General features: G+C 64.4%; 27 protein-coding genes. 10 read left to right on the forward strand and 17 right to left on the reverse strand.

What is annotated here, in order from left to right; genetic code table 11:
* Positions 1 to 20: 20 nt before the first annotated feature.
* From D6C00_RS01420 to D6C00_RS01435, 4 genes are all read left to right on the forward strand, one after another.
* Positions 21 to 479 carry a ferritin-like domain-containing protein gene (locus D6C00_RS01420; RefSeq protein WP_125179981.1) on the forward strand — a complete coding sequence of 153 codons (459 nt, stop codon included), beginning with the start codon at positions 21 to 23 and terminating at the stop codon, positions 477 to 479.
* Positions 480 to 605: 126 nt separating this feature from the next.
* On the forward strand, positions 606 to 1,259 hold the full coding sequence (locus D6C00_RS01425; RefSeq protein WP_096366173.1) for a peroxiredoxin: 654 nt from the start codon (positions 606 to 608) through the stop codon (positions 1,257 to 1,259).
* A 140-nt stretch (positions 1,260 to 1,399) separates the two neighbouring features.
* Positions 1,400 to 2,056, forward strand: a complete 657-nt coding sequence (locus D6C00_RS01430) for a class I SAM-dependent methyltransferase (RefSeq protein ID WP_125179982.1) — start codon at positions 1,400 to 1,402, stop codon at positions 2,054 to 2,056.
* 31 nt (positions 2,057 to 2,087) lie between these two features.
* Positions 2,088 to 2,822 (forward strand): ZIP family metal transporter, encoded by a 735-nt coding sequence (locus D6C00_RS01435; RefSeq protein ID WP_125179983.1) that lies wholly within the window; start codon positions 2,088 to 2,090, stop codon positions 2,820 to 2,822.
* A 7-nt stretch (positions 2,823 to 2,829) separates the two neighbouring features.
* On the opposite strand, the gene amrS is transcribed toward D6C00_RS01435, so the two are convergent.
* Positions 2,830 to 3,909, reverse strand: a complete 1,080-nt coding sequence (gene amrS, locus D6C00_RS01440) for an AmmeMemoRadiSam system radical SAM enzyme (RefSeq protein WP_125179984.1) — start codon at positions 3,907 to 3,909, stop codon at positions 2,830 to 2,832.
* Positions 3,910 to 4,012: 103 nt separating this feature from the next.
* Between amrS and D6C00_RS01445 the strand changes: the two genes are divergently transcribed.
* Entirely contained in the window at positions 4,013 to 4,963 is a 951-nt protein-coding gene (locus D6C00_RS01445) for an MBL fold metallo-hydrolase (RefSeq protein ID WP_125179985.1), read from the forward strand.
* Positions 4,964 to 4,985: 22 nt separating this feature from the next.
* On the opposite strand, the gene D6C00_RS01450 is transcribed toward D6C00_RS01445, so the two are convergent.
* Positions 4,986 to 5,555 carry a MarR family winged helix-turn-helix transcriptional regulator gene (locus D6C00_RS01450; RefSeq protein ID WP_241546764.1) on the reverse strand — a complete coding sequence of 190 codons (570 nt, stop codon included), beginning with the start codon at positions 5,553 to 5,555 and terminating at the stop codon, positions 4,986 to 4,988.
* A 139-nt stretch (positions 5,556 to 5,694) separates the two neighbouring features.
* Here D6C00_RS01450 and D6C00_RS01455 point away from each other — a divergent pair, with 139 nt between their 5' ends.
* A complete protein-coding gene (locus D6C00_RS01455; RefSeq protein ID WP_125179986.1) occupies positions 5,695 to 6,177 on the forward strand; it encodes a cytochrome P460 family protein in 483 nt (160 codons plus the stop codon).
* Positions 6,178 to 6,212: 35 nt separating this feature from the next.
* Here the strand turns inward: D6C00_RS01455 and D6C00_RS01460 are convergent, their stop codons facing one another.
* From D6C00_RS01460 to D6C00_RS01505, 10 genes are all read right to left on the reverse strand, one after another.
* Positions 6,213 to 7,799, reverse strand: coding sequence for an inorganic phosphate transporter (locus tag D6C00_RS01460; RefSeq protein ID WP_125179987.1), 1,587 nt, complete (start codon positions 7,797 to 7,799; stop codon positions 6,213 to 6,215).
* Between the two features lie 138 nt (positions 7,800 to 7,937).
* The gene (locus tag D6C00_RS01465; RefSeq protein WP_125179988.1) at positions 7,938 to 9,254 is read right to left on the reverse strand and encodes a DEAD/DEAH box helicase; all 1,317 of its coding nucleotides are present in this window, start codon (positions 9,252 to 9,254) and stop codon (positions 7,938 to 7,940) included.
* Between the two features lie 190 nt (positions 9,255 to 9,444).
* Positions 9,445 to 12,696: an EAL domain-containing protein gene (locus D6C00_RS01470; RefSeq protein ID WP_125179989.1), complete on the reverse strand. Its 3,252-nt coding sequence runs from the start codon at positions 12,694 to 12,696 to the stop codon at positions 9,445 to 9,447.
* A gap of 205 nt (positions 12,697 to 12,901) precedes the next feature.
* Complete coding sequence (gene trxC, locus D6C00_RS01475) at positions 12,902 to 13,342, reverse strand: thioredoxin TrxC (protein WP_125179990.1); 441 nt, start codon at positions 13,340 to 13,342, stop codon at positions 12,902 to 12,904.
* A gap of 99 nt (positions 13,343 to 13,441) precedes the next feature.
* Positions 13,442 to 14,251 carry an arsenite methyltransferase gene (locus D6C00_RS01480; protein ID WP_125179991.1) on the reverse strand — a complete coding sequence of 270 codons (810 nt, stop codon included), beginning with the start codon at positions 14,249 to 14,251 and terminating at the stop codon, positions 13,442 to 13,444.
* Positions 14,252 to 14,307: 56 nt separating this feature from the next.
* Positions 14,308 to 15,039, reverse strand: coding sequence for a TIGR04282 family arsenosugar biosynthesis glycosyltransferase (locus tag D6C00_RS01485; RefSeq protein ID WP_125179992.1), 732 nt, complete (start codon positions 15,037 to 15,039; stop codon positions 14,308 to 14,310).
* Between the two features lie 64 nt (positions 15,040 to 15,103).
* Positions 15,104 to 15,787, reverse strand: a complete 684-nt coding sequence (locus D6C00_RS01490; RefSeq protein WP_125179993.1) for a TIGR04283 family arsenosugar biosynthesis glycosyltransferase — start codon at positions 15,785 to 15,787, stop codon at positions 15,104 to 15,106.
* A complete protein-coding gene (gene arsS, locus D6C00_RS01495; RefSeq protein WP_125179994.1) occupies positions 15,780 to 16,745 on the reverse strand; it encodes an arsenosugar biosynthesis radical SAM (seleno)protein ArsS in 966 nt (321 codons plus the stop codon). The genes D6C00_RS01490 and arsS overlap by 8 nt, the downstream gene beginning before the upstream one ends.
* 72 nt (positions 16,746 to 16,817) lie before the next feature.
* Positions 16,818 to 17,783: a VTT domain-containing protein gene (locus D6C00_RS01500; protein ID WP_125179995.1), complete on the reverse strand. Its 966-nt coding sequence runs from the start codon at positions 17,781 to 17,783 to the stop codon at positions 16,818 to 16,820.
* Complete coding sequence (locus D6C00_RS01505; RefSeq protein WP_125179996.1) at positions 17,780 to 18,637, reverse strand: sterol desaturase family protein; 858 nt, start codon at positions 18,635 to 18,637, stop codon at positions 17,780 to 17,782. The genes D6C00_RS01500 and D6C00_RS01505 overlap by 4 nt, the downstream gene beginning before the upstream one ends.
* 104 nt (positions 18,638 to 18,741) lie before the next feature.
* Between D6C00_RS01505 and D6C00_RS01510 the strand changes: the two genes are divergently transcribed.
* From D6C00_RS01510 to D6C00_RS01520, 3 genes are all read left to right on the forward strand, one after another.
* The gene (locus D6C00_RS01510; protein ID WP_125179997.1) at positions 18,742 to 19,407 is read left to right on the forward strand and encodes an ArsR/SmtB family transcription factor; all 666 of its coding nucleotides are present in this window, start codon (positions 18,742 to 18,744) and stop codon (positions 19,405 to 19,407) included.
* Positions 19,408 to 19,453: 46 nt separating this feature from the next.
* Complete coding sequence (locus tag D6C00_RS01515; protein WP_125179998.1) at positions 19,454 to 19,849, forward strand: hypothetical protein; 396 nt, start codon at positions 19,454 to 19,456, stop codon at positions 19,847 to 19,849.
* An 85-nt stretch (positions 19,850 to 19,934) separates the two neighbouring features.
* Complete coding sequence (locus tag D6C00_RS01520; RefSeq protein WP_125179999.1) at positions 19,935 to 20,414, forward strand: DUF411 domain-containing protein; 480 nt, start codon at positions 19,935 to 19,937, stop codon at positions 20,412 to 20,414.
* Between the two features lie 31 nt (positions 20,415 to 20,445).
* Here D6C00_RS01520 and D6C00_RS01525 read toward each other — a convergent pair whose 3' ends face one another.
* The 4 genes from D6C00_RS01525 to D6C00_RS01540 form a co-directional block, all read right to left on the reverse strand.
* The gene (locus D6C00_RS01525; protein WP_125180000.1) at positions 20,446 to 21,675 is read right to left on the reverse strand and encodes a cation:proton antiporter; all 1,230 of its coding nucleotides are present in this window, start codon (positions 21,673 to 21,675) and stop codon (positions 20,446 to 20,448) included.
* A 74-nt stretch (positions 21,676 to 21,749) separates the two neighbouring features.
* Positions 21,750 to 22,475, reverse strand: coding sequence for a peroxiredoxin-like family protein (locus D6C00_RS01530; RefSeq protein WP_125180001.1), 726 nt, complete (start codon positions 22,473 to 22,475; stop codon positions 21,750 to 21,752).
* A 173-nt stretch (positions 22,476 to 22,648) separates the two neighbouring features.
* Positions 22,649 to 23,587, reverse strand: coding sequence for a sulfur oxygenase reductase family protein (locus tag D6C00_RS01535; protein WP_125180002.1), 939 nt, complete (start codon positions 23,585 to 23,587; stop codon positions 22,649 to 22,651).
* Between the two features lie 169 nt (positions 23,588 to 23,756).
* A complete protein-coding gene (locus D6C00_RS01540) occupies positions 23,757 to 24,794 on the reverse strand; it encodes a DUF2235 domain-containing protein (RefSeq protein ID WP_125180003.1) in 1,038 nt (345 codons plus the stop codon).
* A gap of 124 nt (positions 24,795 to 24,918) precedes the next feature.
* Between D6C00_RS01540 and D6C00_RS01545 the strand changes: the two genes are divergently transcribed.
* Positions 24,919 to 25,776, forward strand: coding sequence for a class I SAM-dependent methyltransferase (locus D6C00_RS01545; protein WP_125180004.1), 858 nt, complete (start codon positions 24,919 to 24,921; stop codon positions 25,774 to 25,776).
* Between the two features lie 54 nt (positions 25,777 to 25,830).
* On the opposite strand, the gene D6C00_RS01550 is transcribed toward D6C00_RS01545, so the two are convergent.
* Positions 25,831 to 26,217: a cupin domain-containing protein gene (locus D6C00_RS01550; protein WP_125180005.1), complete on the reverse strand. Its 387-nt coding sequence runs from the start codon at positions 26,215 to 26,217 to the stop codon at positions 25,831 to 25,833.
* Positions 26,218 to 26,393 lie beyond the last annotated feature (176 nt).

Consider the following 26,393-nt stretch of genomic DNA (forward strand, 5'->3'; position numbering starts at 1 on the left):
GTATCGCCTATCCTGTTCTCATGGATGACCTGACCGAAGCCGAAGTCCGCACCCTCCACGAGGCGCTCGACGATGAGTATCGTGCCTGGGCCACCTACGACCAGGTGATCCGGGACTTCGGCGAGGTCCGGCCATTCAGCAGCATCCGCGAGGCCGAGGCTCGGCACATCGAGGCTGTCCGTTCGCTGTTCACCCGCTACGGCCTGCCGATCCCGGGAAACCCCTGGCCCGGTCGGATAGAGCATTACGCCAGTCTGCAAGCGGCCTGCGCCGCGGGCGTGACCGCCGAGATCGCCAATGGCGACTTGTACGAGCGCCTGCTGCAGACGACCCGCCGCGAGGACATTCTCGGGGTACTGCACAACCTGCAGGAGGCCTCGCAGCAGCGTCACCTGCCGGCCTTCCGGCGCTGCGCTGAAGGCGGTCGCGGCCACGGACGCGGTCAGGGCAGAGGACACGGCCGCCGGGAATGCCGATAACGCAATAATGATAGGTATAGACTATCAAATGAAGAGTAATAATCGATTTAACAGAAGCCGACAACCGCCCTACAGTAATAACCGTGTTCAACAGGTCATTCAGCAATCCTGATAAGGAGATCCATCATGAGCAATGACACCGAAACCCAGTCCTATGGCATGCCCCATATCAACGAACCGGCCCCGGACTTCGAGGCCAAGACCACGCACGGCGTGAAAAAGCTGTCCGACTACAAGGGCAAGTGGCTGGTGCTGTTCTCGCATCCGGCCGACTTCACCCCGGTGTGCACCACCGAGTTCATGGCCTTCGCCCAGGCCTACCCGGAGTTCCAGAAGCTCAATTGCGACCTGCTCGGCCTGTCCATTGACAGCTACTACTCGCACGTCGCCTGGGTGCGCAACATCAAGGAGAAGTTCGGGGTCGAGATCCCGTTCCCGATCATCGAGGACCTGAGCATGAAGGTGGCGAAGGCCTACGGCATGATCCACCCGGGCGCGGCCGACACCTCCGCGGTGCGGGCGACCTTCATCATCGACGACAAGGGCATCCTGCGCGCCATGGTCTATTACCCGATGACCAACGGCCGTTCGATTCCTGAGTTCGTACGCCTGGTCTCGGCCCTGCAGACCTCGGATCAGAACAAGGTCGCCACGCCGGAAGGCTGGCAGCCCGGTGACAAGGTCATCGTCCCGCCTCCGGGCACGGCCGATGATGCCGAGAAGCGCATGAACGAAGGCTACGAATGCACCGACTGGTACTTCTGCAAGAAGGCGATCTGAGTCTGCAACCCAGCCGCCCCGATCCGGGGCGGCTTTTTTCATCGCGGAGGAACCACGGATACCGGCGAGGCCATGGAGGCGAGGATTCCGTCGAAGGCGGCTGTGGTGCCATGATCGAAGTGCTGCAGGACTGAGGACCGATGCCCAGAGTTGCACCTTTCGAAGCCCACCATGCACGTTACGAGACGTGGTTCGACCGCCATGAAGCAGCCTATTTTTCCGAATTGCTCGCCCTGCGGGCGTTCGTCCCCTGGGAAGGCCAGGGGCTGGAAATCGGCGTCGGCAGCGGCCGCTTTGCCGCGCCTCTGGGACTGCAGGTCGGCATCGATCCCTCGCCGGCGATGCTCGCGTATGCCGTCAGCCGGGGCATCGCGACAGTACAGGGCACCGCCGAATCACTGCCGTTTGCGGACAGCCGTTTCGACCATGCCCTGGTCGTTACCACCATCTGTTTCGTGGACTCCGCGACCGCGATGCTCGCAGAGGCATATCGGGTGCTGAAACCGGGCGGCCGGCTGGTGATCGGTTTCATTGACCGGGAAAGCGCTCTGGGCCGGCACTACCTGGCGCACCAGGCGGAGAGCGTGTTCTATCGCGAGGCCAGCTTTTTCTCGGCCGACGAAGTGGCCGACCTGCTGACGACAACGGGCTTCAGCATCCAGGCCTGGGCTCAGACCCTGGCCCACCCGCTGCCCGAGACCCGGGACATCGAGGCCCTGCGTCCGGGCCGCGGGCAGTGTGCCTTTGTCGTGGTCTGCGCCCACAGCGACAAGCAGGCCGCCGGCAGCATGGACTGAGTCACGGGGTTGTCTACAGGGGAGATGAACCATGGACAGTACCTTCTGGACGGCCCTGACCACCAGCACGCTTGCCGCCCTGGTCACGTCGCTGGGTATCTACACGATACGCAGATACGCCGCGTGGGGTCACCGGAATACGACCTATTTCATATGCTTCGCCGCGGGCGTGCTCATCTCGGCCTCCTTTCTGCACATCATTCCCAAGTCCTTTGCCATGAACCCGGCCGCACCCTTCTGGCTGCTGACCGGCTTCCTGGGGCTGCACCTGTTCAACCGCTTCATCACAGCCTTCGTGTGTGAGCGTGATCCTGAGCGGAAGGACTATGCCATCGGTATCGTACCCATGCTCGGCATCGGCCTTCATTCCTTCATCGACGGCTTCATCTACTCCATCACCTTCACTGTCAGCATACTCACGGGCTACCTGGCGACCCTGGGGATGGTGCTGCACGAATTCCCGGAAGGCATCATCACCTACCTCCTGCTCGTGCGCGGGGGCATCGCCGAGCGCAGGGCCATGTTCCTGGCCTTCCTGGCGGCAGCGGCAACCACGCCCCTGGGCATGCTGCTCTCCTACCCTTTCATCAGTGCGATCGACCGGGATATGCTGGGCGCCCTGCTGTCACTGTCCGCCGGCGCCCTGGTCTACGTCGGCGCCACACACCTGCTGCCCAGGGCGGAACAGGAACACAGGCGATACAGTCTGGTTGCCCTGGCCGGTGGCGTATGCGTTGCGCTGATCATCGTTGCATCCAAGGCATGAATGTTCATCACCCCAGTCCCACCCCGGCAACCGGGGTGCCGCAGTCGGGACAGGCACCCTGGCGGACACGGTTACGGCGCAGATGGAAACCATAACGCTCTATCAACAGGGCGCCGCAATGATGGCAGTTCGTGTTCTCCCCCTGCTCGCCCGGGACATTGCCTTCGTAGACATAATGCAGCCCCGCCTCCCGGCCGATGCGGGCAGCCCGACGCAGGGTCTCAACAGGCGTGACGGCCACATCCTGCATCCGCCAGGCGGGATAGAACTGGGAGACATGCCAGGGCACGTCCGCGCCCACCGAATGGATGAAACGGGCAATCTCGGCCAGTTCCTCGTCGGAGTCGTTCACGTCGGGGATCACCAGGGTGGTCACCTCCACCCACACACCGAGTTCGTGATAGAGCCGGATGGCCTGCAGGATCGGCTCCAGCCGAGCGCGGCTGATGTGGCGATAGCTTTCCTCGCGCGAGAACTTCAGATCGATATTGGCGGCGTCCAGGACGCCGGCCAGCTCCCGGAGCGGCGCCTCGGAGATGAAACCGTTGGAGACGAAGATGTTCTTGAGGCCCCTCTCCCGGGCCAGCACCGCCGTGTCATAGGCAAGTTCGTAGAAGATCGTCGGTTCGGTATAGGTATAGGCAATGGATGTCGCCCCCGCGGCCATGGCCGCCGCGACGATGCCCTGCGGGGTTACCGGCTCGCCCGGCACCTCGTCCTCGAGTTCCTCCAGCAGGGGACAGAGCGTCTCGCCTTCGACCTTGCAGACCAGGGTCTTCGGCAGGCGCGCCTTCGGCCACTGGGAGATCTGCCAGTTCTGACAGAATGAGCAGCGCATGTTGCAGCCCACCGTACCGATGGAATAGGCGGTGGAGCCCGGGTGGAAATTGAACAGTGGCTTCTTTTCCACTGCCTCGACCGCGCGCGAGACCACCTTGTCATAGACCAGGGTATAGAGCCGACCGCCGCGGTTGTAACGCACCGCGCAGGCCCCACGCCCGCCGTCAGGGATATGGCAGTCATGCGGGCAAAGGGTGCAGAGCACCCGGCCATCCGACAGCTGACTGTAGTAACGGGCTTCATGCATTATCAGCTCCTGGAGCTGCAGGCTGTTCGTGTCCGAACCTGACCAGACATGACGGCAACAGCATCATGATCGGTACACAATGCAACAAGGATTATAGCCCGGTATGCCGATGCGGACAGGTAGTGCCCCACTGGTGAAGGTCATCGGCGCGGAATCCCTCGGTGTGCGCGGCCTGTGTACCGCCCTGGATCTGCCTGGCAGCCGCATTGTGATCGATCCGGGGGTCTCCCTCGGCTATCGACGCAGCGGTCTGCTGCCGCATCCCGTTCAGGTGGCCATCGGCCGTCAGGTACGCGAACAGATCGTGCAGGCGCTGGAAACCGCCACCGATGTGGTGATCAGCCACTTCCATGGCGATCACATCCCGCTGGCAGACGCAAATCCCTATCAACTGTCCCTCCGGGATCTGCCTGCGAAGTTTCCCGCACTGCGTTGCTGGAGCAAGTCAACCGAAGGCCTCCCCGGGCCCTTTGCCAGACGCTACAAAGATCTCAAGGCGCTGCTGGGGGGGAATCTGCAGATCGCCGAGGGCCGGACCGAAGGTCTGCTGAGCTTCTCCGATCCCGTTCCTCACGGCGCGGCGGACAGCGGCATGGGCAGCCTGATGATGACACGCGTGGAACTGCCCGGCGGCGTATTTGTGCACGCCTCCGATATCCAGCTGCTGGACGACGACACGGTACAGCGGATTCTCGACTGGCAGCCGGACATCGTGCTCGCCGCCGGACCTCCGCTGTATCTGCGCCGGCTTGACCAGGCCGCGCTCGAGACCGCCTGGAACAATGCCCTGCGCCTGGCCCGCAGTATTGGGTGCCTGATCCTCGACCATCATCTGACGCGCAGCCGGGCCGGCGCCGACTGGCTGAAGGCGCTGTCCAGAGCTGCCGGCAGGCAGGTCTGGTGTGCGGCGGATTACATGCAGCGGCCGCGACAGCTCCTGGAAGCGGAACGGGCCCGACTCTATGCCCGGTTCCCGGTGCCGGCCGGCTGGCACCAGGCCTATGCCGAAGGCCGGGCGGATCCGACCCCCTGGCTGGAAGACTGGCTGTCCTGACTCCCCTGCCCGGGTGCCGCCCTCAGCTGCCCGCTTCGGCCGGCGCCGACCACTCGCGACACAGGCGGCTGGTCTGCTCCTCGGCCAGCGGCTCGCCGGTCAGGCCACAGGTGGCATTCACCGGCGTGCCCTGGAAATGCACACACTGACGGCAGATACCGAAGGCGCGCTGGCCGTTGAGGCGCTGTAATTCGGTCAGCAGCCCCCGCAGCCCGGCCTCAAGCCCCTCGCCTCCACCATCGGCTGCGGCCAGCGCCGCATCCAGCCGCTGCGCCCAGCTGTCCTCGAGTACCGCACGGCCCGCCCGGGTCAGTTCCAGATGGATGCGCCGGCCGTGTTTCGGGTCCGGCCGTTTGACCACCAGCCCCTTGCGCTCAAGCACTGCCAGGGTCTGGGAGACGGTGCCGCGGGTGATACCGAAGTATTCGGCGATGGCGATGGGCAGATTGCTGTAGCGGTTGGCCTGGGCCAGGTAGCCCAGCACCTGGACATGGATCGGCAGCAGCCCGTGGCGGGCGGCGTCGTCGCGGACCGACTGGTGGATCAGTGTCCCCAGGCGCTCGAGCAGTAAGGCGGAAGGATTCATGGGCATAATGTATCGCCTCAAAGCATTTCTTGACAAGCAGGTGCAGCGAGTCAATACTCCTGTTTGTATCGACTCGATTCATATAGTCAAGATTAAGAAAGTAATATATCCAATTGTTTTATCGATATAGAAAGGAGGATTCGTTATGATCCGTACCGCATTTTCTGTGGCCATCCTGGCAGGAATGAGTTCAGGCCCCGCCCTGGCCGGGGATGATGGCGTGCCCTACCCGGAGGACTATCGCGACTGGCGCCACGTCAAGAGCATGGTGATCGAGGAAGGCCATGACCTGTACGAGGCCTTCGGCGGCATCCATCACCTGTACGCCAATGACGCGGCGTTGGAGGGGTATCGGGCCGGCAGCTTCCCGGACGGGGCGGTCATCGTGTTCGACCTGCTCGAGGCCGAGCATGGCGGCAACGCGGTCACCGAAGGGTCACGCAAGGTACTGGGGGTGATGCACAAGGACAGCGAGCGCTACGCCGACACCGGCGGCTGGGGTTTCGAGGGATTCGCCGAAGGCGATCGCACGCGGCCGGTGGTCGGCAAGGAGGCCAACAAGGCCTGCTTCCAGTGCCATACCTCGCAGCGCGAGCACGACTATGTGTTCAGCCGGCTGCGGGACTGATGCCTTTGCCGGGCTGAAGCATCGGGGCGGCCCGGCTAGAGCCCCGGATTCCACCAGGTGGTGAGCTTGAACAGCAGGCCGGCCAGCACTGCGGTGGCCGGCACGGTGATGACCCAGGCGGCGACGATGCGCAGCACCATGGAGCGCTTCACCAGCTCGCTCTTGTAGGCCTTCTTCATCGCTTTGCGTTCCTTCTTGGCGAACACCAGGGCGTCGGGATCATGGGCCTTGGCACGGCGTTTCATCTCCGCCAGCATCACCCGCTTCTCCGTCACCGGCGCCATCTCGAAAGCCTTCATGTAGGCCTCGACCGCGGCCAGATCACTGCCCTTGTGGCCGGCATGGATGATCTTCTCCATCTTGGCGTAGTTGGTCTTGAGGTACTCGCGCAGGAAGCCCACCCCGAACAGGGCGCCGATGGTGACATGGGTGGTGGAGACCGGCATGCCGAGCTGGGCGGCGACAATGACGGTCAGGGTCGCGGACAGTGCGATGGCAAAGGCGCGCATGCGGTCCAGTTCGGTGATCTCCTTGCCCACTGTGCGGATCAGTTTGGAGCCGTACAGCGCCAGTCCCGTGGCCAGGCCCAGCGCGCCCAGCACCAGGATCCACAGCGGCGCCGGCGCCTTGCCCGCCACCTCGCCGGTGCGGATGGTTTCATAGATGGCCGCCAGCGGGCCGATGGCGTTGGCCACGTCGTTCGCCCCGTGGGCGAAGCTCAGCAGGGCGGCGGCAAACACCAGCGGCCAGGTGAACAGCAGGTTGACGGCCTTCTTGTCATTGCTGCCGGCCGAGGCCGCCCGGCGCAGCGGCGCGCGGATCAGGGCGAACACCACGACGGCCACGCCCAGCCCGACGCCCATGGCCTGTCCGATGGGCAGGCGCAGGATCGCACCCAGCCCCTTGATCAGCATGAAGGTGGTGAAGGCCCAGGCCATGAGGGCCACCAGCCAGGGCATGATGCGCCCTGCGGCCAGACTCATTTCACGCCGGTAGGTGATGCTGCGTTTGATGAAATACAGGAGGGCCGCGGCGATCACCCCGCCCATCAGCGGCGAGACGACCCAGCTGGCCACGATCTTGCCGATGGTCGCCCAGTTGACCAGGTCCCAGCCGCCGGCCGCCACGCCGGCGCCCATGACCGCGCCGATGATGGAATGGGTGGTGGAGACGGGCGCGCCCAGGGCGGTGGCCAGGTTCAGCCACAGGGCCGCGCCCAGCAGGGCGGCGAGCATCAGCCAGGCGAAATCGGACACCTGGGCGATCTGGGCCGGGTCGATGATGCCGCCCTTGATGGTACTGACCACCTCGCCGCCGGCGATGATCGCGCCCAGGGCCTCGAACACGGCCGCGATCACGATCGCCCAGCCCAGGGTCACGGCCTTCGAACCCACCGCCGGGCCCATGTTGTTGGCCACGTCGTTGGCGCCGATGTTCATGGCCATGTAGGCACCGACGATGGCCGAGGATACCAGCAGCAGCAGGCCCTGGCCGCCCAGATCCGGAATGTATCCGGCGTGCCAGACACCGAAGGCGAACACGCCGATCATGAAGATCAGACCGGCTGTCAGCCGGAAGTATTCGGGACTGCGGATGGCCGCGACCTTGGTTGCTGCTTTCATGTCACCTCCGTCATCCGGGACAGGCCCGAATATTACAGAAATCTGACACTGAACACACCCGAGGCCGCCCTGCCCGGCCTGATACGTGCGGAAAGGAAAACGGGACCTCAGCCGGCCGCGCAGCGGCCTTGGCTGCCGTCAGCGGGCACTGCCGGCAGGACGGGAGGAACGGCCGCGTGAACGCTGCCGACGCTGGCCGGCCGGCGCTTCGCCCCCGCCCGTCTTGCCGGTCCGGGCCGCACGCGGCTTGTTGCCGGGCGCCGGTTGCCTGCCGCGGCCGGCCTTCGGTTTGGGATTGGGCTTCGATTCAGGAGCGGATTTGAGCAGCCTGGGTTCAAAGGCCGGTACCGGCATGACCGGGATATCCTTCTTCAGTACGCGCTGGATATCCTTGAGCAGCTTGAGTTCGTCATCACTGACCAGCGACAGGGCCGCGCCCGCCTCACCGGCCCGCCCGGTACGGCCGATGCGGTGCACATAATCCTCGGGCACATTCGGCAGTTCATAGTTGACCACGTGCGGCAGCCGGTCGATATCCAGACCGCGGGCGGCGATATCGGTCGCCACCAGTACCCGTACACTGCCATCCTTGAAGCCGGCCAGCGCCCGGGTGCGGGCCCCCTGACTCTTGTTCCCGTGGATGGCGGCAGCCTCGATGCCCGCCCGGTTGAGCTGCTCGGCCAGGCGGTTGGAACCGTGCTTGGTGCGGTTGAACACCAGCACCTGGTACCACTGGCCGGCGTCGATCAGATGGATCAGCAGATCGCGCTTGGCTTCTTTCTCCACCCGGTACACATGCTGACTGACGTTCTCCGCGGCGGTGTTGCGGCGCGCCACCTCGATCAGGGCCGGCTCGTGCAGAAGCTTGTCGGCCAGGGACTTGATGTCGTTGGAGTAGGTCGCCGAGAACAGCAGGTTCTGGCGCCTGGCGGGCAGAAGCTTCAGCACCTTGCGGATGTCGTGGATGAAGCCCATGTCCAGCATGCGGTCGGCCTCGTCCAGCACCAGGATCTCGACGGCGGACAGATCCACTGTGCCCTGTCCGGCATGGTCCAGCAACCGGCCGGGGGTGGCGATGAGAATGTCCACGCCGCTGCGCAGCGCGTCCTTCTGCGGGTTGATACCCACGCCGCCGAAGACGATGGTCGAACGCAGCGGCAGATGGCTGCCGTAGGTCGCCACGCTTTCCCCCACCTGGGCGGCCAGCTCGCGGGTCGGCGTCAGCACCAGCGCCCGCGGCGCCCGGCCCCGGCGGGGACGGTCGCTGAGCAGCTGCAGCATGGGCAGGGTAAAGGCGGCGGTCTTGCCGGTGCCGGTCTGGGCACCGGCCAGCACATCCCGGCCGGCGAGGATGACCGGAACCGCCTGATTCTGGATCGGCGTCGGGCAGGTATAGCCCTCGGCACTGACCGCACGCATGAGTTCGGCCCTGAGACCGAGGTTTTCAAAAGACATAGAGACTCCTGGTCCAGCCCTCCCCGTGGCGTGCATGGGGCCGGTCAAGGCGGAGATTGATGTATCGAGTGTTCGGGGATGAGTCTTTCAGGGAGGGAGACGGCCGCGAGACGCTGCGCCGACCGGATGGCGCGAGATGGCAGGATTATAAACGAGCCCGCGCCTTAAAGATAGCGAATCCCGTCCGGCGTCAGCGCTGGCGGAACGGCGTTTGCGCGGCCGGCGCCGTGATGAATCCCGCCTCGAACTCGGGCGCGGGCATCGGCCGGCCGAACAGGTAGCCCTGGTAGGCATCACAACCATAACGTTCCAGATAAACCTTCTGCTCGGCGGTCTCCACGCCCTCGGCGATGACGTGCAGGTTGAGCGAATGCCCCATGGCGATAATGGCGCGCACGATGGCCAGATCGTTGGCCGAATGCGCCAGGTCGCGCACGAAGGAGGTGTCGATCTTGAGCTGGTCCAGCGGCAGCCGCTTGAGGTAGGACAGGGAGGAATAGCCGGTGCCGAAATCGTCCATCGAGAAGCCCAGGCCGAGCTGGCGCAGGCCCTCGATCTTCTCGATCACGCCGGCGATGTCATCCAGCACCACCGATTCGGTGAGTTCCAGCTTGAGTCCCCGCGGGTCCGCGCCGCTGCGTTCGATGATGTCCTGCAGGCGGCGGATGAAATCATGCTGGTGGAACTGCCGGGCGCTGATATTGACCGCCATGCTTAAATCCCGGTCCGGATGCTGCCGCTGCCACAGGGACAGCTGCTGGCAGGCGGTTTCCAGCACCCAGTAGCCGATGGGCACGATCAGTCCGGTATCCTCGGCCAGCGGAATGAACTCGGCCGGCGAGACCGGCCCACCTTCTTCCGGAATCCAGCGCAGCAGCACCTCGGCGCCCAGCAGTTCGCCGTCACGATTGATCTGTGGCTGATAGTGGAGCTGGAACTCACCCTGATCCAGAGCGCGGGCCAGCGCCGTCTCCATGCTGGCGCGCTGATCGACCTTGCGCTGCATGTCGGGGTTGAAGAAGCGGATGGTGTTGCGCCCGGCCGACTTACCTTCATACAGGGCCACGTCGGCCTGCTTGAGCAGTTCCTCCATGCTCGTCGTCCGTCCCTGGAACAGGGTCACCCCGAGGCTCGGGGTGATGCGGTAGTCATTGCTGCCGCTCAGGCTGTAGGGCTGGATCAGGCTTTCGTGGATCTTGACCGCGATCTCGTTGACATAACCGGCCGCCTGGTCCCTGTCCTGGGACAGCGCCTCCAGCAGCACCACGAACTCGTCGCCGCCCAGGCGGGCCACGGTATCGGAATCCCGCACCTGGCGCCGGATCCGCCGGCCGACCTCGATCAGCAGCTCGTCGCCGGCATGGTGGCCCTGGGTGTCGTTGAGCAGCTTGAAGTGATCCAGGTCCAGCATCAGGATCGCACCATGCTGATGCGCGCGTTCGCTGGTCACCCGGGCGTGTTCGAGCCGGTCAATGAACAGGCGCCGGTTGGCGAGCTGGGTCAGTGGATCGTAGAAGGCGAGCTGATGAATGCGCTGCTCGGCCGCCTTGCGATCGGAAATATCGGTAAAGGACCCGATATAGTGCGTCACCTCGCCCGCCGTGTCGCGTATCACACTGATGCTGAGCCATTCGGGATAGATTTCGCCGTCCTTCTTGCGGTTCCAGATCTCGCCCTGCCAGTAGCCGTTATCCCGGATCTCCTGCCACATCCGTTCGTAGAAACGCGCACTGTGGCGATCCGACCTGAGGATATCCGGGGTGTGTCCCACCACCTCTACGGCGTCATAGCCGGTAATGCGGCTGAAGGCACGATTGACCTTCTCGATACGCAGCGTGTGATCCGTGATCATGATGCCGTTCTCGACCTCGAAGGCGGCGGCGGCAATGCGCAGTTGCTCCTCGGTACGGCGCCGCTCGGTGATATCGCGGATCACGGCGACGTAACCGAGCAGCTCACCATTCTCGTCCTTCAGCGGCGTACCGATGGTCTCGCCGACGAATTCCCCACCGTCGCGCCTGCGGTAGATGACCTCGTAGGGGCTGTTCGCCGGTGTGGCGTAGCGGCTGTAATGAAGCCGGCCCTGCTCGCTGAAATCGGCCTCACCGGCATACAGGATACGGGTGCTCTCGCCCTTAATCTCTTCCAGCCGGTAGCCGAAGGTCTGTTCGAAACCCGGGTTGATCCACTCGATCCGCCGTTCGACATCCGCCAGCACAATGGCATCGGGGAAGCCGTTGGCGATGGCATGGAAACGCGCCTCACTGCGGATCTGGCGGTACCTGCGACGGTGATTCTCGACCCCGAAGCCGATATCGGCGGCCATCTCTTCGAGCAGCGTGATCTCACGTTCCTGGAAATAGCCCGGGGTGTCGGCGTAGATGTTGAACACGCCGAAAACCTTGCCCTCGCTGACCAGCGGGAAAGCCGCCGAGGCCCCGAACCCCACCTGCGCGGCCCGCTTGTGCCAGGGCCGGGCGTCTTCGTTGTGACTGAAGTCATTATTGATCCGGCGCCGGCCTTCGCGGAAAGCGCGGCCGCTGGGACCGCCGCCCTCGGGCCTGGTCGGGTCGATCGACACCAGCAGATCACCGAGATAGTCCGTTTTTCCGCTGGCGGCGGCCACCTGCAGCCAGCCGTCGGCATCGGGCAGGCCGATCCAGGCCAGCCGGAAGCCGCCGTACTTCACCGCAATCTCGCACACATGTTGAAGCAGCGCGTCCTGATCGGTGAAACGCACGATCGCCTGGTTGGTCTCGCTCAGGGTGGCGTACAGGCGGTTGGTATGAGCGATCTCGGCCTCGTTGCGCTTGCGCTGGCTGATGTCCGTATGCGTCCCCAGCATGCGCACCGGTTCCCCGGTCCCGGTCCACTCCAGTACCCGGCCCCGGTCGTGCACCCAGATCCAATGGCCGTCCCGATGGCGCATGCGGAACTCGACATCATAGAAATCCTGCTCGCCATTCAGATGTTGCTGCAGGACCGACAGCGCCTTGGGCAGATCCTCGGGATGGACCAGCCGTTCCCAGGTCTGGATGGTGGTGGGAGTAAGCTCGGCCAGGTCATAACCGATCATCTCGGCCCAGCGTTCGTTGAACACGGTCCTGCCGCTCGGGATGTGCCATTCCCAGGTCCCGACCCGGATCCCCTCAAGGATGCCGGCGAGACGCTCGCGCTCCTCCGCCAGGGCCTGCGTGGCGCGGACAGTGTTGCGATTCTCATGTCGAATCAAGGCAAGGATCAGCAGCGCGGACAGCCCGACATAGGCCAGTCCCTTGGCGTTCTGCAGGCTGTGCAGCATGTCCGCATTCACCGCCATCAGCCGGACGGCCCAGTCGCTGAACAGGATCCAGGCGATGCCGAACAGGGCATAATAGAAGGTCACCCGCAGGGCGCTGCGGCTGCGGCTGAATCGTCGCTGGTCTGTGAGCGGTGTCTGCATGCGCTGCCGATCGCTGGGCCCGGGATCCGGCGAGCCGCCCGTCCTGAGCAGTAACAGTGTTGAAATTCAATAAAAAAAGCCTGAATTGCAACCCCGATATCAGTCTTCGGGCAAGGGCTCGTCTTTCCCTGTAACGGCCGGCAGATCAGGAGGTTGACCCCTGTTCCCTATTGAAACACAACGCTGGCCGGACGCAAGGCTGCTACTAAAGGGGCAGTTGCTGCCTGACCCAGCGGAGAATGTCGTTCGCCCCCATGGCGCCGGGCTGGCGGGCCAGCTCACGACCATGGGCGAACAGGGCCAGGGTGGGAATGCTACGGATGCCGAAGCGCGCGCCCAGTGACTGCTCGGCTTCGGTATCGACCTTGGCCAGACGCACCCGGGGTTCAAGCTGACGCGCGGCCTGAGCGAACTGCGGCGCCATCATCTTGCAGGGGCCGCACCAGGGTGCCCAGAAATCGACCAGCAGCGGGATATCGCTGCGGGAGACATGTTTGTCGAATCCGGCTGCGTCCAGTTCGACCGGCGTGCCGGTGAACAGGAATTGGTGACACTTGCCGCATCTGGGTCCCTCGCCCAGGCGGGCGGCGGGAATGCGGTTCACAGCCTGGCAGTTCGGACAGACGATATGCAGGGATTCAGGCATGAGGATATCCCGGTAATGGTTGATCCATGCCCTTCAGATGGGGATCACTGCCGGATATTCAAGTCGCCGGGCATCACAACAACGAATCAGGCAGAAATTTCAGATCGGCTTGACGGCCTCAATGGTCGCGGACAGCACATAATCCTCGACACTGCTCTCCGGCACCCAGTCGCGGATGAACTCGCGGGATTCGTCCTTCGGCTCGATGCGGATGTCGGCAAAGCCCGCCGCCTCCAGTACCCCGGTCAGCTCGGCAACGGTGGAGGCGCCGGAGACGCAGGCCGAATGCAGCTGCAGATTCTGCCGCATCGCCTCCGGCAGCTCGACACTGGCCACCACATCGGAGATGGCCAGGCGGCCGCCCGGCTTCAGTACCCGGAAGGCCTCGCGAAAGACCTGCGTCTTGTCCGGTGAGAGGTTGATCACACAGTTGGAGATGATCACATCCACACTGGCATCACTCACCGGCAGGTGTTCGATCTCGCCCAACCGGAATTCGACCTGGGTGTAGTTGCCCTTGCGGGCATTGGCGCGCGCCTTGGCCAGCATCTCGGGCGTCATGTCCACGCCGATCACCCGGCCGGAGGCACCGACCTCGGCCGCGGCGAGGAAGGCGTCGAAACCGCCGCCGCTGCCCAGGTCCAGCACCGTCTCGCCCGGCTGCAGGCCGGCGATGGCGCGCGGATTGCCGCAGCCCAGCCCCATGTCCGCGCCTTCCGGCACGCTGTCCAGGTCGGCCTCGCTGTAGCCCAGCCGGGTCGAGATCAGGGTGTTGATGGCGGCATCGTCGGACACGCCGCAGCAACTCGCCTCCACCCCGCAGCAGCCGCCGGCCTCGCTGGCCTCGGCCACAGCGGCATAACTGCTGCGCACGGTGCTGCGGATATCATCGGATCGCTGTTCGCTCATGGCCACTGCTCCTGTTCGGTAACTCGAATCTCATGGGGTATCTGAAGGTTTTCCCGTCATTCCGGCGCAGGCCGGAATCCATTGACCTCAGTGGTTTCTGGATTCCGGCCTGCGCCGGAATGACGGCTTGATACATATTGCATCAATTGGCCGCTGATACCGGGATAATCATTCTGAAACCGTACCCAATCCTCACGGGTATCGACATCATACAATGTATCCAGTTCTTCCCATGCCAGCCCGGCAGCCCGGCAGCGCTCACGGGTCTGTTCCATCACCGCCGCCGTGCCCCAGTCGATTGCCTGGAAAGGCTCTGGCGTGGCCAGCCGCGTGCCGACCAGGACATAGCCGCCGTCCTCGGCCGGCCCGAACACCCAGGGTACGCCGGCCTGCAGACGCGCGGCAGCGGCCTCCATATACGCCGGTTCGATGCTCGGGCAGTCACTGCCGATCAGGATGGCGAAGTCGCTGTCACGCAGTTGTTCGACCAGGGCGTTGAACATGCGTTCACCCAGATCCACGCCCTGCTGGGCTTCCAACCGCAGGGCATGGTGCTGCGCCAGATCCCGCAGCCAGGGTGAGCCGGCATCGGGCCAGGCATACAGGCGGGCCGGCATCAGCGCCGCCTCGCCCACCATGCGGGCCATGTACGCAGTCATGGCACAATGAATGTCATAGGCCGCCTGTTCGCCCACTCCGGCCGCCAGGCGGCGCTTAACCTGGCCCCGCACCGGGCTGCGCGCGAACAGGAGCAGGCGGGCACCTGGATATTTGGCTGTACGACTCATTACGGACGACTTGTCTGATTGGCCACGAAACCCACGAAATCCACTAAAGGACTATTACCTGCATTCAATTATAAAGCCGGGCCAGGCGCTCGGGCGCCAGGCCCAGGAAATAACCCAGGCGCAGGCCCCACATCAGCACAACGGTGCGGACCACCCCGCCCTGCTCCCAGCGCCGGCCGGAGGTCTCGATGCACTGGCGCAGGCACAGCGGCGGGGAGAGGTGCTTCAGGGATTTGCTGAACTCAATATCCTCCATCAGTGGCTGATCGGGGTAACCGCCGATTTCCATGAACGCCGCGCGCCGCACAAAGATGCCCTGATCGCCGGTGGCGATGCCGCTCAGCCGCGAACGCAGGTTCATCAGTCGGGCCACCATGCCCAGCAGGGGCGAATTGCCGGTGATGCGCACGTCAAAACGGCCCCAGGCCCGCCCCGGATTGTCTTCCAGTGACCGCAGCAGCACCCCGGCATGCCCGGCGTCGAGCCCGGTGTCCGCGTGCACGAACCAGAGAATATCGCCTCGCGCCGCCCGCGCGCCGGCATTCATCTGCCGTGCCCGGCCCGGGGCGCTCTGTAGCAGCACGTCGACCTGCGGACGGGCCAGTTCGACCGTGGCATCGCGGCTGCCGCCATCGACCAGGATCAGTTCATGACCCTGCGTGCGCAGCGGCTGCAGCGCCGCCAGCAGCGCGCCGATCCCCGCCGCCTCATTCAGCGCCGGAATGATGATGGACAGCCGGTCAGCCACCCAGCGCTCCGCCGCAGCTGCTGCCCTGCCCCGCCGTGCAGCCGTAGCAGTGATCGGCCACGGCGATGGGGCGGCCTTCCAGGTCCTGATCGATCAGCTCGGACAGGTGAACAGCACGCGCCGGGCTTCCGCCCAGAGGGATACCCAACATCTGATTGAAGTCGCAGTCATGGATATGGCCCTGCCAGTCGACGCTGATCAGGCTGCGGCACATGACCGTCTCCAGGTTGTCCGGACAGTGGGCCGACTTGAGCAGGTCCATGTAGTCGTCGAAGCCGCCGTGCGAGACCAGGGTGCTGCCGAAGCGGGCGATGGGCATGTTGGTCAGGGCATACAGCCGGTTGAATACCACACCCTCGCGGCTGCCCAGCTCGCGCCGGTAGTCGGCTTCGAGCCGGTCCTGAGGCGGCGGCAGATAAGGCCCCAGCGGGTTGTACATCAGGTGGAGTTCCAGGCCGCTGTCCGGCTGGCCGTAGCCCAGGGCATTCAGCCGTTGCAGACCGCGGATGCTGGCCGCGTACACGCCTGTGCCGCGCTGGCTTTCGACATTCTCCTCCAGATAGCAGGGCAGCGAGGCGATGATCCCGACCCTGTGCTCGGCGAGGAATTCGGCCAGGCCCTCCTGCCCGGGTTCCTCCAGGATGGTGAGGTTGCAGCGGTCGACGACCTCCACACCCAGTGCGCGTGCCGCGCTGACCAGTTCGCGGAAACGGGGATGCAGTTCGGGCGCGCCGCCGGTCAGATCCAGCTGCCGCACGCCGCTCGCCTGCAGGAAGGCCACGACGGTCTGCAGAGTGGCGCCGTCCATCATCTCCTTGCGCGTGGGCCCGGCATTGACGTGGCAATGCAGGCAGCTCTGATTGCACTTGTAGCCGAGGTTGACCTGCAAAGTATGCAGTTGGCCGCGGCGGATGGTCGGAAAATCGGTTTCGCGCAACAATGGCAGAGTGGCGTGCATGCCGTCAGGCTCCCTGGGGGTTATGTGTGGCTTTCGCGTTGGACAGAGAGTGGCCAGGAAAGTGCCCACCCTTCACTGCTCCACAGGATAGCCCTGCTCGTTCCAGCCCACCATGCCCTTGCGCACCACATGCACATCGGCAAATCCCTGCTGCGCGAGCAGCCGGGCTGCGGCGGCCGACATGCGGTCGGTGCGGCACACGGTCGCCACTGGGCGTTCCTGATAATCGCCGAGTTCGCCCAGCCGCTGCTCCAGTTCCTCGAGCGGAATGTTCACCGCCCCCGGGATGTGGCCCAGCTCGCCGTGGTAGTCCTCCGGCTTGCGCACGTCCAGCAGCAGCAGATCCTCTCCGGCATCCAGCCGGCGCTTGAGCTCATGGGTCTGCAGCAGTCTGCCCTTGCGGACAATGGCGATCAGCCGCGGCAGGAAGGCCACCACCGCCAGCAGCGCCAGCGCCAGCAGCCCCTTCTGGATCAGGCCCTCGCCGCCGGCCACCGCCTCGCGCCCGGCGTAGCCGAGATAGGTGTAGGCCAGCGCACCGGGCAGCATGCATATATAGGTGGCGAGCAGGTAGTGCAGCAGCGGGATGCGGGTCAGGCCCAGAGCGTAGTTGAGCAGGTTGAAGGGGAACAGCGGCACCAGCCGGGTGAAGGCGACGAAGCGCCAGCCCTCGGTCTCCACGCCCTGGATCAGCTGCTTGAGTCGGCCGCCGGTGCGCTGGGCCACCCAGTCCGCGGCCAGATAGCGCGCCACCAGGAAGGCCAGCAGCGCGCCCAGGGTCGCGCCGGTGAGATTGTAGAAGGTACCCAGCACCGGTCCGAACAGGGCGCCGCCGGCGAGCGTCATCACCGAACCGGGCAGGAACAGCACCGCCGCCACGGCATACAAGGCCATGAACAGCAGCGGCGCGACCGGCCCGGCCTCGCTGAGCCAGGCATCCAGCGCGGCCACGTCGAAGCGGTCGCGGTAGATCACCGCCAGGGCGATGCCCGCGGCCAGCAGGGTCAGCAGCAGAATACGACCGAGGGTCTTGTTCATTCGGACTCACCCCACTTGCGCCGGTTGATGGCGTAACCGGCGGTACCGCGGCTGAAGGGGATGCTCAGCAGCCCCGGCAGCCAGCTGCACCAGCTCTCCTCACGGAAGGTGCGGATGCCGATGGTCATGCCCTCGTGGCCGGCGCGCGGCTGGTCGCGGTAGGTGCCCAGCAGCCGGTCCCACCAGGGCAGGTTGAAGCCGAAGTTGCTGTTGGTCTCGTCGTCCTCGACCGAGTGATGTACCCGGTGCATGTCCGGCGTGACCACGAACCAGCGCAGCACCCGGTCCAGCCCCGACGGTATGCGCACATTGCCGTGGTTGAACATGGAGGTGGCGTTGAGCAGCACCTCGAACAGGATCACGCCCAGGATCGGCGGCCCGAGCACGACGATCACGGCGAACTTGATCACCATGGACAGCAGGATCTCCAGCGGATGGAAACGCAGGCCGGTGGTCACGTCGTAGTCCAGATCGGCATGATGCACCCGGTGCAGCCGCCACAGTGCCGGAATGGCGTGCACCATCACGTGCTGCAGCCAGATGAAGAAATCCAGCGCAATCACCGAGACCAGTACCGCCAGCCAGAAGGGAACGTCCAGATAATTGAAGATGCCCCAGTCCTGCGACTGGGCGAAGGCCGCCATGCCCACGGCCGCGGCCGGGAACACCAGCCGCAGCAGCACCGTGTTGAGCACCACCAGCCCCAGGTTGTTGGACCAGCGCACCGATTTGCGGTGCAGCAGACCGCGCCGCGGGGCCAGGATCTCCCAGACCGCCATCAGCACGAACACACCGACGAAGAACCCGAGACGTATCTGCGCCTCATGAGCCAGAATCCAGCTCTCGCCCGCCATGGTCTTATCCTCTCGCTATTGCATCCGGCCGGAACCGGCGTTATCCTGAGCATATTATTCAATTGAATTATTGAATACAATATACGGCAAACCGGACCGCGTCAATGACCCTGGATATCAAGCATGCCCTGTTCACCCAGTTCGCCCGCATCGGCAAGGTGCTGGGCAACGCCCACCGGCTGGCGCTGATCGAGTACCTGGCCCAGGGCGAGCGCAGCGTGGAGGCACTGGCAAAGGTCTCCGGCCTGAGTGTCGCCAACACCTCGCAGCACCTGCAGCAGCTGCGCCAGGCCGGGCTGGTAGAGACCCGCCGCGAGGGCCAGCGCATCCACTACAGACTGTCCGGCGAGGACGTGGTCGTATTGCTGGACGCCATCCGCAACGTCGCCACCCGCCACCTGGCCGAGATCGACCAGCTGGTCGACACCTACCTGAACACGAAGGACAACATGGAGCCGGTGCCGGCGGCGGAACTGGTCCAGCGCCTGAAACGCGGTGAGGTCACCGTGCTGGACGTGCGCCCCGAGGAGGAATACACCGCCGGGCATCTGCCTGGCGCGGTCAACATCCCGCTCGCCGAACTGGAGGAACGGCTCGCCGCCCTGCCCCCCGAACGCGAGGTCATCGCCTACTGCCGCGGTCCCTACTGCGTGCTCTCCTTCGACGCCGTGGCCGAACTGCGCCGGCGCGGCTATCGGGCCCGGCGGCTGGAGGAAGGTTATCCGGAGTGGCGCAGCGCCGGCCTGCCGGTGGAGGAAACCCGACACTGATTTCGCGGTCCAACCCGGTAGACCCACCAGCGCACCGGGAGGCACCATGAGCACAGCGAACGCAAGACTCATCTTTGTCTACAATGCCGACAGCGGCCTGTTCAACACCGCTACGGACATCGCCCACAAGATCCTGTCGCCACAGACCTATACCTGTGACCTGTGCGCCCTGACCCACGGGCATTTCAGGATCCGCCGGGAATGGGTGGCCTTCCTGGAATCGCTGCCGGTACAGACCGAGTTCCTGCACCGGGACGAGTACCAGGCCCGCCACGGCGGAACCGGGGTGGAACCGCCGGCCGTGCTCCTGGACAGCGGCGACGGCCCCGAACTGTTGCTGGACCGGCAGGCCATCGGCGACTGCCGGGACCTGGCCGCGCTCAAGCAGCGCATCCGCGCCGGGCTCGATGAACGCCTGGCCATGCGTGAAGCCGCGTCATAGACAACGCCGTGGCCAGCAAACTGAACCGGAGTGACATCCGGTTCCATCCATCGCATCATGATTGAAAAACGATAGGAACCCGACCATGCCGACCTCCATCCGAACCCTCGCCGCCCTGGCCCTGACCGCGGTCCTCGCTCATCAGCCGGCCACGGCACAGGAACTGGACCGCCTCGTCGTCCACAAGAGCCCAACCTGCGGCTGCTGCGGCAAATGGATCGATCACATAGAAGAGAACGGCTTCGCCGTCACCCCGGTCGATGTGGCCGATCTCGGCCAGGTCAAGCGCGAGCACGACATCTGGCCTGCCTACCGCTCCTGCCACACCGCCGTGGGCGAGCAGACCGGCTACATCTTCGAGGGCCATGTCCCGGCCAGGATCGTCGCCCGCTTCCTCGCCGATCCGCCGGCAGACGCCAAAGGCCTGACCGTCCCGGCCATGCCGGTGGGCAGTCCCGGCATGGAGGTCGGCGACAGATTCATGCCTTATGAAGTGCTGCTGCTGCAGAAAGATGGTGTCACCCGGGTCTATGCCCGGATCGATTCGCCGGAACAGCAGTATTGAAAGACCGGATGGGCCCGGTGACAAATCGTCATCACTCCCGCACGTTACCGGCTCCGGTCCGGATATCCAGCTTCCCGGCCACGAAGCCCACTGTCGTGCCCTGCACCAGGATGCTGAACAGGACCGCTCCGAACACCATGGACTGGATCGTCCACCAGTAGGGCAGTTCCACCGGCAGCGACAGCACCAGGGCGATCGCGATCGCCCCCCGCAGGCCGCCCCAGAACAGCACCCCCTGCCAGGCCCATGAGACCGGCTGCCCCAGCAGCCTGGAGCCGAACGCGGACAGGCCCACCGAGAGGGCGCGCGCGAACAGCATGGCCGCAATTGCGATCAGCATCGCCAGCCACTGATCGGTGAACATGTCATAGGTGATCACCAGACCCAGCAGGGCAAACACCAGTGCATTGAACAACAGGCCCAGCCATTCCCAGGTACTGGCGGCACTGTCCAGGTGCGCGGAATCCCGCAGCAGGATCCTGGACGTCAGCGCCGCCGACATCACCGCCAGGATACCCGAGACGTGCAGAATGTGTTCGGCCAGATAGAAGCTGCCCAGAGCGGTGATGACGGTGACGATACTGATGACGGGGGCCGAGGCCAGCCAGCGGGCAAAGCCGGCAGCGGTCAGACCGAGCACCAGCCCGGTGACAAGTCCACCGAAGAACACCCGACCGAAGTCGGCGGCAAGACCTGCGCCCGCCCCCTGGATCTCGCCCAGCGCAAAGGCCAGCACAATGCCGAACAGCACCACCGCGGCGGCATCGTTGAGCAGGCTTTCCGTCTCGATCAGGGCTTCCAGCTCATCGGGCGCATTCAGGCTCCGCAGTTTGGCGACCACGGATACCGGGTCGGTGGCGGCAAGGATGGCGCCGGTCAGCAGCGCGGCGATCCAGGGAAAGCCCACCGGATGCGCAATGCCGAGATAGCTCAGGCCCGCCATCACGAAACAGCTGATCAGCACACCGGGGACAGCGAGAATCACGGCCGGCACCAGCACCCGCTGCAACACCCGGGGCCGGATGTGCCAGGCCGCCTGGAAGATGAGCACCGGGAGGATGATGTAGAACACCAGCGGCTTGAAGTTGTGTGCCCGGATCCCGGTATCGAAGCCTGTTTGTGTGACGATGAGGCCGAACACAACGCCGGCAATCAGCGCGCCGAGCGTGAGATCCAGCCGCAGCAGCCGGCTCAGGGCCAGCCCGGTCAGCGCCATCAGGGCCAGAAACAGTATCCTGCCTGCAACCAGCTCGATGTCCATGGGAGATGTCCTGCAGTCGGCCGCAACAGTGACGGCGGCCTGAGTCGGTCACTCAGCGGCCGCCGGCTTCACGATCATTCCAGTGTTTTCAGCGCCTCCACCACCGCGGCCGGCTCCATGCGTTTGGTGTAGTCCACATCCGCGAAAGCGGCGCGGATCACCCCGTCGCGGTCAATGACAAAGGTACCCGGCACCGGCAGGCCACGCCGGCCTTCGCCGTTGAAGGCCTCCAGGTTCAGTCCCATCTTCCGGTACACCGCATCCAGCTCCTCGGCGACCTCGAAATACAGGTTGTAGTCCTTCATCACGGCATCATCCAGATCACTCAGGATCTCGAACGGATAGCCGTCCTCCCTGACCTGTTTCAGGGACTGGTCCGGCTGCTGCGGGGTCACGGCGATAAGCTGCGCGCCCTGCGCCCTGATGTCGGGCCGGGCCTCGGTCAGCGCCTTGAGTTCCAGATTGCAGTAGGGACACCAGGCCCCGCGGTAGAAGGTCAGCACAACCGGACCCTGTTCCAGCAGATCGTACAGTCGCACCTCCTCGCCCATGGCATTGGGCAGACTGAAATCCGGGGCGCGCTCACCGACATCCAGGCCGGGATCCGGCAGGCGTTCGGCCAGTTCCTCCTGAGCCTGTTTCATGACAGCCCGGTCGGCGGCGGGCATACGGTCGGGGTCCTGGCCGGCCTTATAGGCCTCGATGCGCTCATGCAGGCTGTCGGAGCCGGGTTCTGCCAACACCGGCTGCAGAGGCAGCAGGACGGAAAGGGACAGGGCGGCAAACAGGGATTTTGACATGGTCGGACTCCTTCTGATGTTTCAGGGTACGACTGCGGAACTGCCTTCAAGTTCACAACGGGAGACCCGGCAGTTGCCCTGTCCTTGCAAAGCGCCATGTAACCGTCTGCGCAGTCCTTCGCGGCGGATCTGCTCCCGGCTTCGGTTCCGCTCGCCGGTTCCCGGCACCCGTTTCAGCGCTTCAGATGCCGCCGCCACAGTCCCTGTTCCATCATGGGCGCGAAGAACATGTAATAGGGCCCCCGGTCCAGATGGGCGAGCACGCCCCGGTTGTGGATCTGGCGCAGCTCATAATCCACCATGGCATGCCCCAGCCCCATGTGCGCATGCTCCGGGGACTCCCACTCCATGTGCACGAAATACTGCGCCGGTGTCTGCGCCGGGATCGGCGGGGTGTCCCGGACCTGGTCGCCGTAGTTGGTGTTGTAGGCAGGCGGATTCGCGCCCAGCGTGGCCTTGAGCATACCCTCGGGATCGAGCTGGAACGAGCCGATGGCCGAGACGCCGAACTGCTTCAGCAGCATCCAGCCGATCATGCCCGGCACGTTCTGCTTCATCCAGTCCAGGCTCGCGGCCGCACCCTGCTCGAACTCCGTCTCATGCCCATCCATGACCCAGTGGTCGCCCACGACAATGGCGCGCCGGGAGGCCAGCGCCACCTTGGGAACCGGCTCCTGCTTCGCGAACGACGCGCCCAGCATGTGTGGCACATCCGTCATGCCCAGGATCTGTGGCAGGTCGGAGCTGACAATCTCGTAGTAGGGTTCCCAGGGGCCCTCGATGACCATGTCCAGGCAGGAGCCGCACAGCTCGAAAATCTCGTCGAAGTTGTCATGATGCATTTCCTCGTGCGAATGCACATCCTTCCAGACCGTGTACTGGTACATGGCGACCGGATTCAGGGTCTCGCGCATATCGACCGCGCCGCCGCCATAGCGGCCCGCCATGGGATGGATGCCGGTCTGGATCAGCTGCTCAAAGCCGAGGAATCCGGGGTGCGAGGCCGTGGTGATACAGACCTTGGGCCCGACCCTGTTCATGGTTTCGAAGCTTTCGGGCGTGTTCGAAACCTTGCTCATGTTGATAGCGATAATCGGGTTGGTTTCAGGCATTGTGAATGCTCCCATGCATGGCGACGGGTGAATAAACCCACTGCAGATAACTCTAGTCGTTGCCCGCCGGTTCGCCAGGCATTATCGAGGACTCATCAACTGCCGACGACGGAAGGATACAGATGCGATCAGGCGTGTCGTACCGATCGGGTGGCGCAACAGCGCAGACTCATTCAACCAGCTCGTCCGGCCACCCGTATTCATCCAGATAATCCACCAGGTTCTGTGGCCGGTAGTTCGGATCACCCTCGAAGCGTTGCCTGACCGAGGCATGGAACAACACCTCGCCCTTGTCATGATCGAGATTCCGCAGATGTTCCTGCCGCAGCCGGTAGAAATGCCGCCTTGAGTTGTGCAGGGTGGCGAAGGGACTGCCGCTGATCTGCTGTCCCAGATGGGACTCGAAGCTCAGGCCTGTCCGGGTGGCCTCGTTCACCATCCACACCAGGGGGATGTCGGACAGGATCCTGCCGTCCGTATCCGGCTTGTAGCTGCCGCCGACATTGCTGTGTGCACCGGCAAACCAGACCTGCCGGATATCCATATTCTCCCGCGGCTGCCAGACCGTGGGTGTGAAATCGATGCGGCGTTCATCGATGGCCATGGCGTGGCGGGCCATGCGAACATTGCGGCCGAGCTTGGTGTCGTAGAACTCGTCCTTGTCGTCGAACAGGCCCAGGAAGGAGATGGGGATGCCCATCGCTCCGACCGTGTCCCACACACCGACGAAATCGACACTCCGGGATGGGTGGGAATGTGCCTCACGGAACTCGATCGATTTTTTCCCGTCGGGCTTGTAGGCCCGGCCCGGGTTCTTGTAGTGATCGAAGGCCTGCTGGATCATGTGCGCCACCGGCCGCGTGACGATGCCGACATTGTTGATCAGGCCGCACAGGCACCGCACCGTGTAGGCGCCGCGGCTGAAACCGAACAGATACAGTTCGTCGCCCGGTTTGTAGTTCTGCACGATATAGCGGTAATCGTCCATGATGTTCTTGTGCAGGCCCTTGCCGGTGGCACCGCCCACAACCGGATCGTAATAGGAGCCCACGCCCCAGTCATAGAACACCTGCTGCGGCACGCCGTCGGCACCGATGGGCGAAATCGCCCGGGCCAGTTTCAGCACATTGGTGCAAAAATCCTGTGTGAGATCCTTTTCCGGACGGTTCCAGGTACCATCCGCGCAGATGACGATTCTTTTTTTCATGCTATTGCTCCCTGAAGACCCGACAGGAACACGGGGGTCCAACCGCTGCAGGCGACTCGTCTCATTGTCACCACGCCGCATGATGTTTTAACCTTTTGCTACAGCAATTTCCAGGATCGACATTATGACTGACCCGGACACACTCAAACTCAAGCAACGCGAACGCGACAACTGGTCGTCCGCCGCCGAGGGCTGGCGCCGGCGACACGCATTGTTGAACAAGGGGGCCGCGCCCGTCTCCGAGCGTATGCTGGCCCTGGCGCGCGTCGAGCCGGGCTGCCACGTCCTGGACATTGCCTCCGGCACGGGCGAGCCGGCACTGACGGCCGCCCGGTGGGTGGGCGACACCGGCCGCGTCATCGGCACCGATCTGGTCGAGGAAATGGTGGCCGTCGCCCGCGACCTGGCCGCCGCGGCGGGACTGGACAACCTCGAATTCCATTGCTGCGACGCGGAGGCACTCGATCTTAGCGAACAGGCATTCGATGCCGTGACCATCCGCTGGGGGTTGATGTTCATGCCGGAGCCGCACCGCTGCCTGGAAGCCGCCCACCGGGCGCTGAAACCGGGCGGCCGGATCAGTCTCGCCTGCTGGACCGCCCCGGAGAACAATCCCTTCGTGGCCTTACTGATGAAAACGCTGGCGAACTACATGGAGATCCCCGCGCCCCCGCCCGGCAGTCCCGGCATCTTCGCCTTCGCCGATCCCGGCCGGCTGCACGGCGCCCTGGCAGCGGCGGGTTTTGCGGATATCGCGCTGGAGGAACAGCACATCGAGGTATTCGAGGTGGCCGACGGGGAAGCCTACTGGGACGTGATCTCGGACCTGGCCGCACCGGTGATGGCCCTGGTCAATCAACTCGACGCCGCCAGCCGCACCGCCTACATCGAGGAGGTCATCCGGACCGCCGATACGCTGAGACAGAGCGACAGCCTGCGCATGTCCGGGAGCACCTGGATTGCATCGGCGGGCAAGGACTAGCGCCGGGGCGCACCCGGGGCCGGCCCGCCCTGGCCGGAAACCGATTACAGCGCGTCAGCCGCCGAGCTTGTTCAGCACATGATCGAGGACCCGACCGTGCTCCTCCTGGGGGCTGAACATGACGATGTCGGTATCCTCCTCGGCGCGGACACTGTGACCGGGCGGCCAGTAGAACAGATCCCCGGTCACGGAGGTTTCTTCCTCACCATCCCTGTATATCGCCGTGATCCGGCCGCCCACCACATAACCCCAGTGCGGAGACTGGCAGGCATCCCCTTCCAGACCGTGCAGCAGCTCCGTGATATCGGTGCCGGCACCAAAGGAGAAATACTCCGCCCCCATCCTGCCGTAGCCGGAAACATCCCCGAAATCCATCTGCTGGCGTGCCGTAGCGCCCGGGACGTCGATCCGGACAGGTATATCTTCGCGTGCAATCCGCATGTTTCCTCCTCCCTCGTTAAGGTATAGCTTCAGTATCCGTGGGCAGGCCGAACACAGCGGACCTCCCGACGCATCATTGTTAACCAGAAACCCGGGGTACAGGGGTCCCGGTTTTCACTGCTATTCTTTTGATAACGGCGTTGCCAGAGAATAGCTGCTGATCGGCTTTCGCGAAA

Source organism: Thiohalobacter thiocyanaticus, from assembly GCF_003932505.1.
Taxonomy (GTDB): domain Bacteria; phylum Pseudomonadota; class Gammaproteobacteria; order Thiohalobacterales; family Thiohalobacteraceae; genus Thiohalobacter; species Thiohalobacter thiocyanaticus.

Excerpts from the sequence above, each read along its gene's own strand:
- D6C00_RS01420 (WP_125179981.1), top strand. The coding sequence starts at position 21 with ATGGATGACCTGACCGAAGCCGAAGTCCGCACCCTCCACGAGGCGCTC.
- D6C00_RS01425 (WP_096366173.1), top strand. The coding sequence starts at position 606 with ATGAGCAATGACACCGAAACCCAGTCCTATGGCATGCCCCATATCAAC.
- D6C00_RS01430 (WP_125179982.1), top strand. The coding sequence starts at position 1,400 with ATGCCCAGAGTTGCACCTTTCGAAGCCCACCATGCACGTTACGAGACG.
- D6C00_RS01435 (WP_125179983.1), top strand. The coding sequence starts at position 2,088 with ATGGACAGTACCTTCTGGACGGCCCTGACCACCAGCACGCTTGCCGCC.
- amrS (WP_125179984.1), bottom strand. The coding sequence starts at position 3,909 with ATGCATGAAGCCCGTTACTACAGTCAGCTGTCGGATGGCCGGGTGCTC.
- D6C00_RS01445 (WP_125179985.1), top strand. The coding sequence starts at position 4,013 with ATGCCGATGCGGACAGGTAGTGCCCCACTGGTGAAGGTCATCGGCGCG.
- D6C00_RS01450 (WP_241546764.1), bottom strand. The coding sequence starts at position 5,555 with ATGCCCATGAATCCTTCCGCCTTACTGCTCGAGCGCCTGGGGACACTG.
- D6C00_RS01455 (WP_125179986.1), top strand. The coding sequence starts at position 5,695 with ATGATCCGTACCGCATTTTCTGTGGCCATCCTGGCAGGAATGAGTTCA.
- D6C00_RS01460 (WP_125179987.1), bottom strand. The coding sequence starts at position 7,799 with ATGAAAGCAGCAACCAAGGTCGCGGCCATCCGCAGTCCCGAATACTTC.
- D6C00_RS01465 (WP_125179988.1), bottom strand. The coding sequence starts at position 9,254 with ATGTCTTTTGAAAACCTCGGTCTCAGGGCCGAACTCATGCGTGCGGTC.
- D6C00_RS01470 (WP_125179989.1), bottom strand. The coding sequence starts at position 12,696 with ATGCAGACACCGCTCACAGACCAGCGACGATTCAGCCGCAGCCGCAGC.
- trxC (WP_125179990.1), bottom strand. The coding sequence starts at position 13,342 with ATGCCTGAATCCCTGCATATCGTCTGTCCGAACTGCCAGGCTGTGAAC.
- D6C00_RS01480 (WP_125179991.1), bottom strand. The coding sequence starts at position 14,251 with ATGAGCGAACAGCGATCCGATGATATCCGCAGCACCGTGCGCAGCAGT.
- D6C00_RS01485 (WP_125179992.1), bottom strand. The coding sequence starts at position 15,039 with ATGAGTCGTACAGCCAAATATCCAGGTGCCCGCCTGCTCCTGTTCGCG.
- arsS (WP_125179994.1), bottom strand. The coding sequence starts at position 16,745 with ATGCACGCCACTCTGCCATTGTTGCGCGAAACCGATTTTCCGACCATC.
- D6C00_RS01500 (WP_125179995.1), bottom strand. The coding sequence starts at position 17,783 with ATGAACAAGACCCTCGGTCGTATTCTGCTGCTGACCCTGCTGGCCGCG.
- D6C00_RS01505 (WP_125179996.1), bottom strand. The coding sequence starts at position 18,637 with ATGGCGGGCGAGAGCTGGATTCTGGCTCATGAGGCGCAGATACGTCTC.
- D6C00_RS01510 (WP_125179997.1), top strand. The coding sequence starts at position 18,742 with ATGACCCTGGATATCAAGCATGCCCTGTTCACCCAGTTCGCCCGCATC.
- D6C00_RS01515 (WP_125179998.1), top strand. The coding sequence starts at position 19,454 with ATGAGCACAGCGAACGCAAGACTCATCTTTGTCTACAATGCCGACAGC.
- D6C00_RS01520 (WP_125179999.1), top strand. The coding sequence starts at position 19,935 with ATGCCGACCTCCATCCGAACCCTCGCCGCCCTGGCCCTGACCGCGGTC.
- D6C00_RS01525 (WP_125180000.1), bottom strand. The coding sequence starts at position 21,675 with ATGGACATCGAGCTGGTTGCAGGCAGGATACTGTTTCTGGCCCTGATG.
- D6C00_RS01530 (WP_125180001.1), bottom strand. The coding sequence starts at position 22,475 with ATGTCAAAATCCCTGTTTGCCGCCCTGTCCCTTTCCGTCCTGCTGCCT.
- D6C00_RS01535 (WP_125180002.1), bottom strand. The coding sequence starts at position 23,587 with ATGCCTGAAACCAACCCGATTATCGCTATCAACATGAGCAAGGTTTCG.
- D6C00_RS01540 (WP_125180003.1), bottom strand. The coding sequence starts at position 24,794 with ATGAAAAAAAGAATCGTCATCTGCGCGGATGGTACCTGGAACCGTCCG.
- D6C00_RS01545 (WP_125180004.1), top strand. The coding sequence starts at position 24,919 with ATGACTGACCCGGACACACTCAAACTCAAGCAACGCGAACGCGACAAC.
- D6C00_RS01550 (WP_125180005.1), bottom strand. The coding sequence starts at position 26,217 with ATGCGGATTGCACGCGAAGATATACCTGTCCGGATCGACGTCCCGGGC.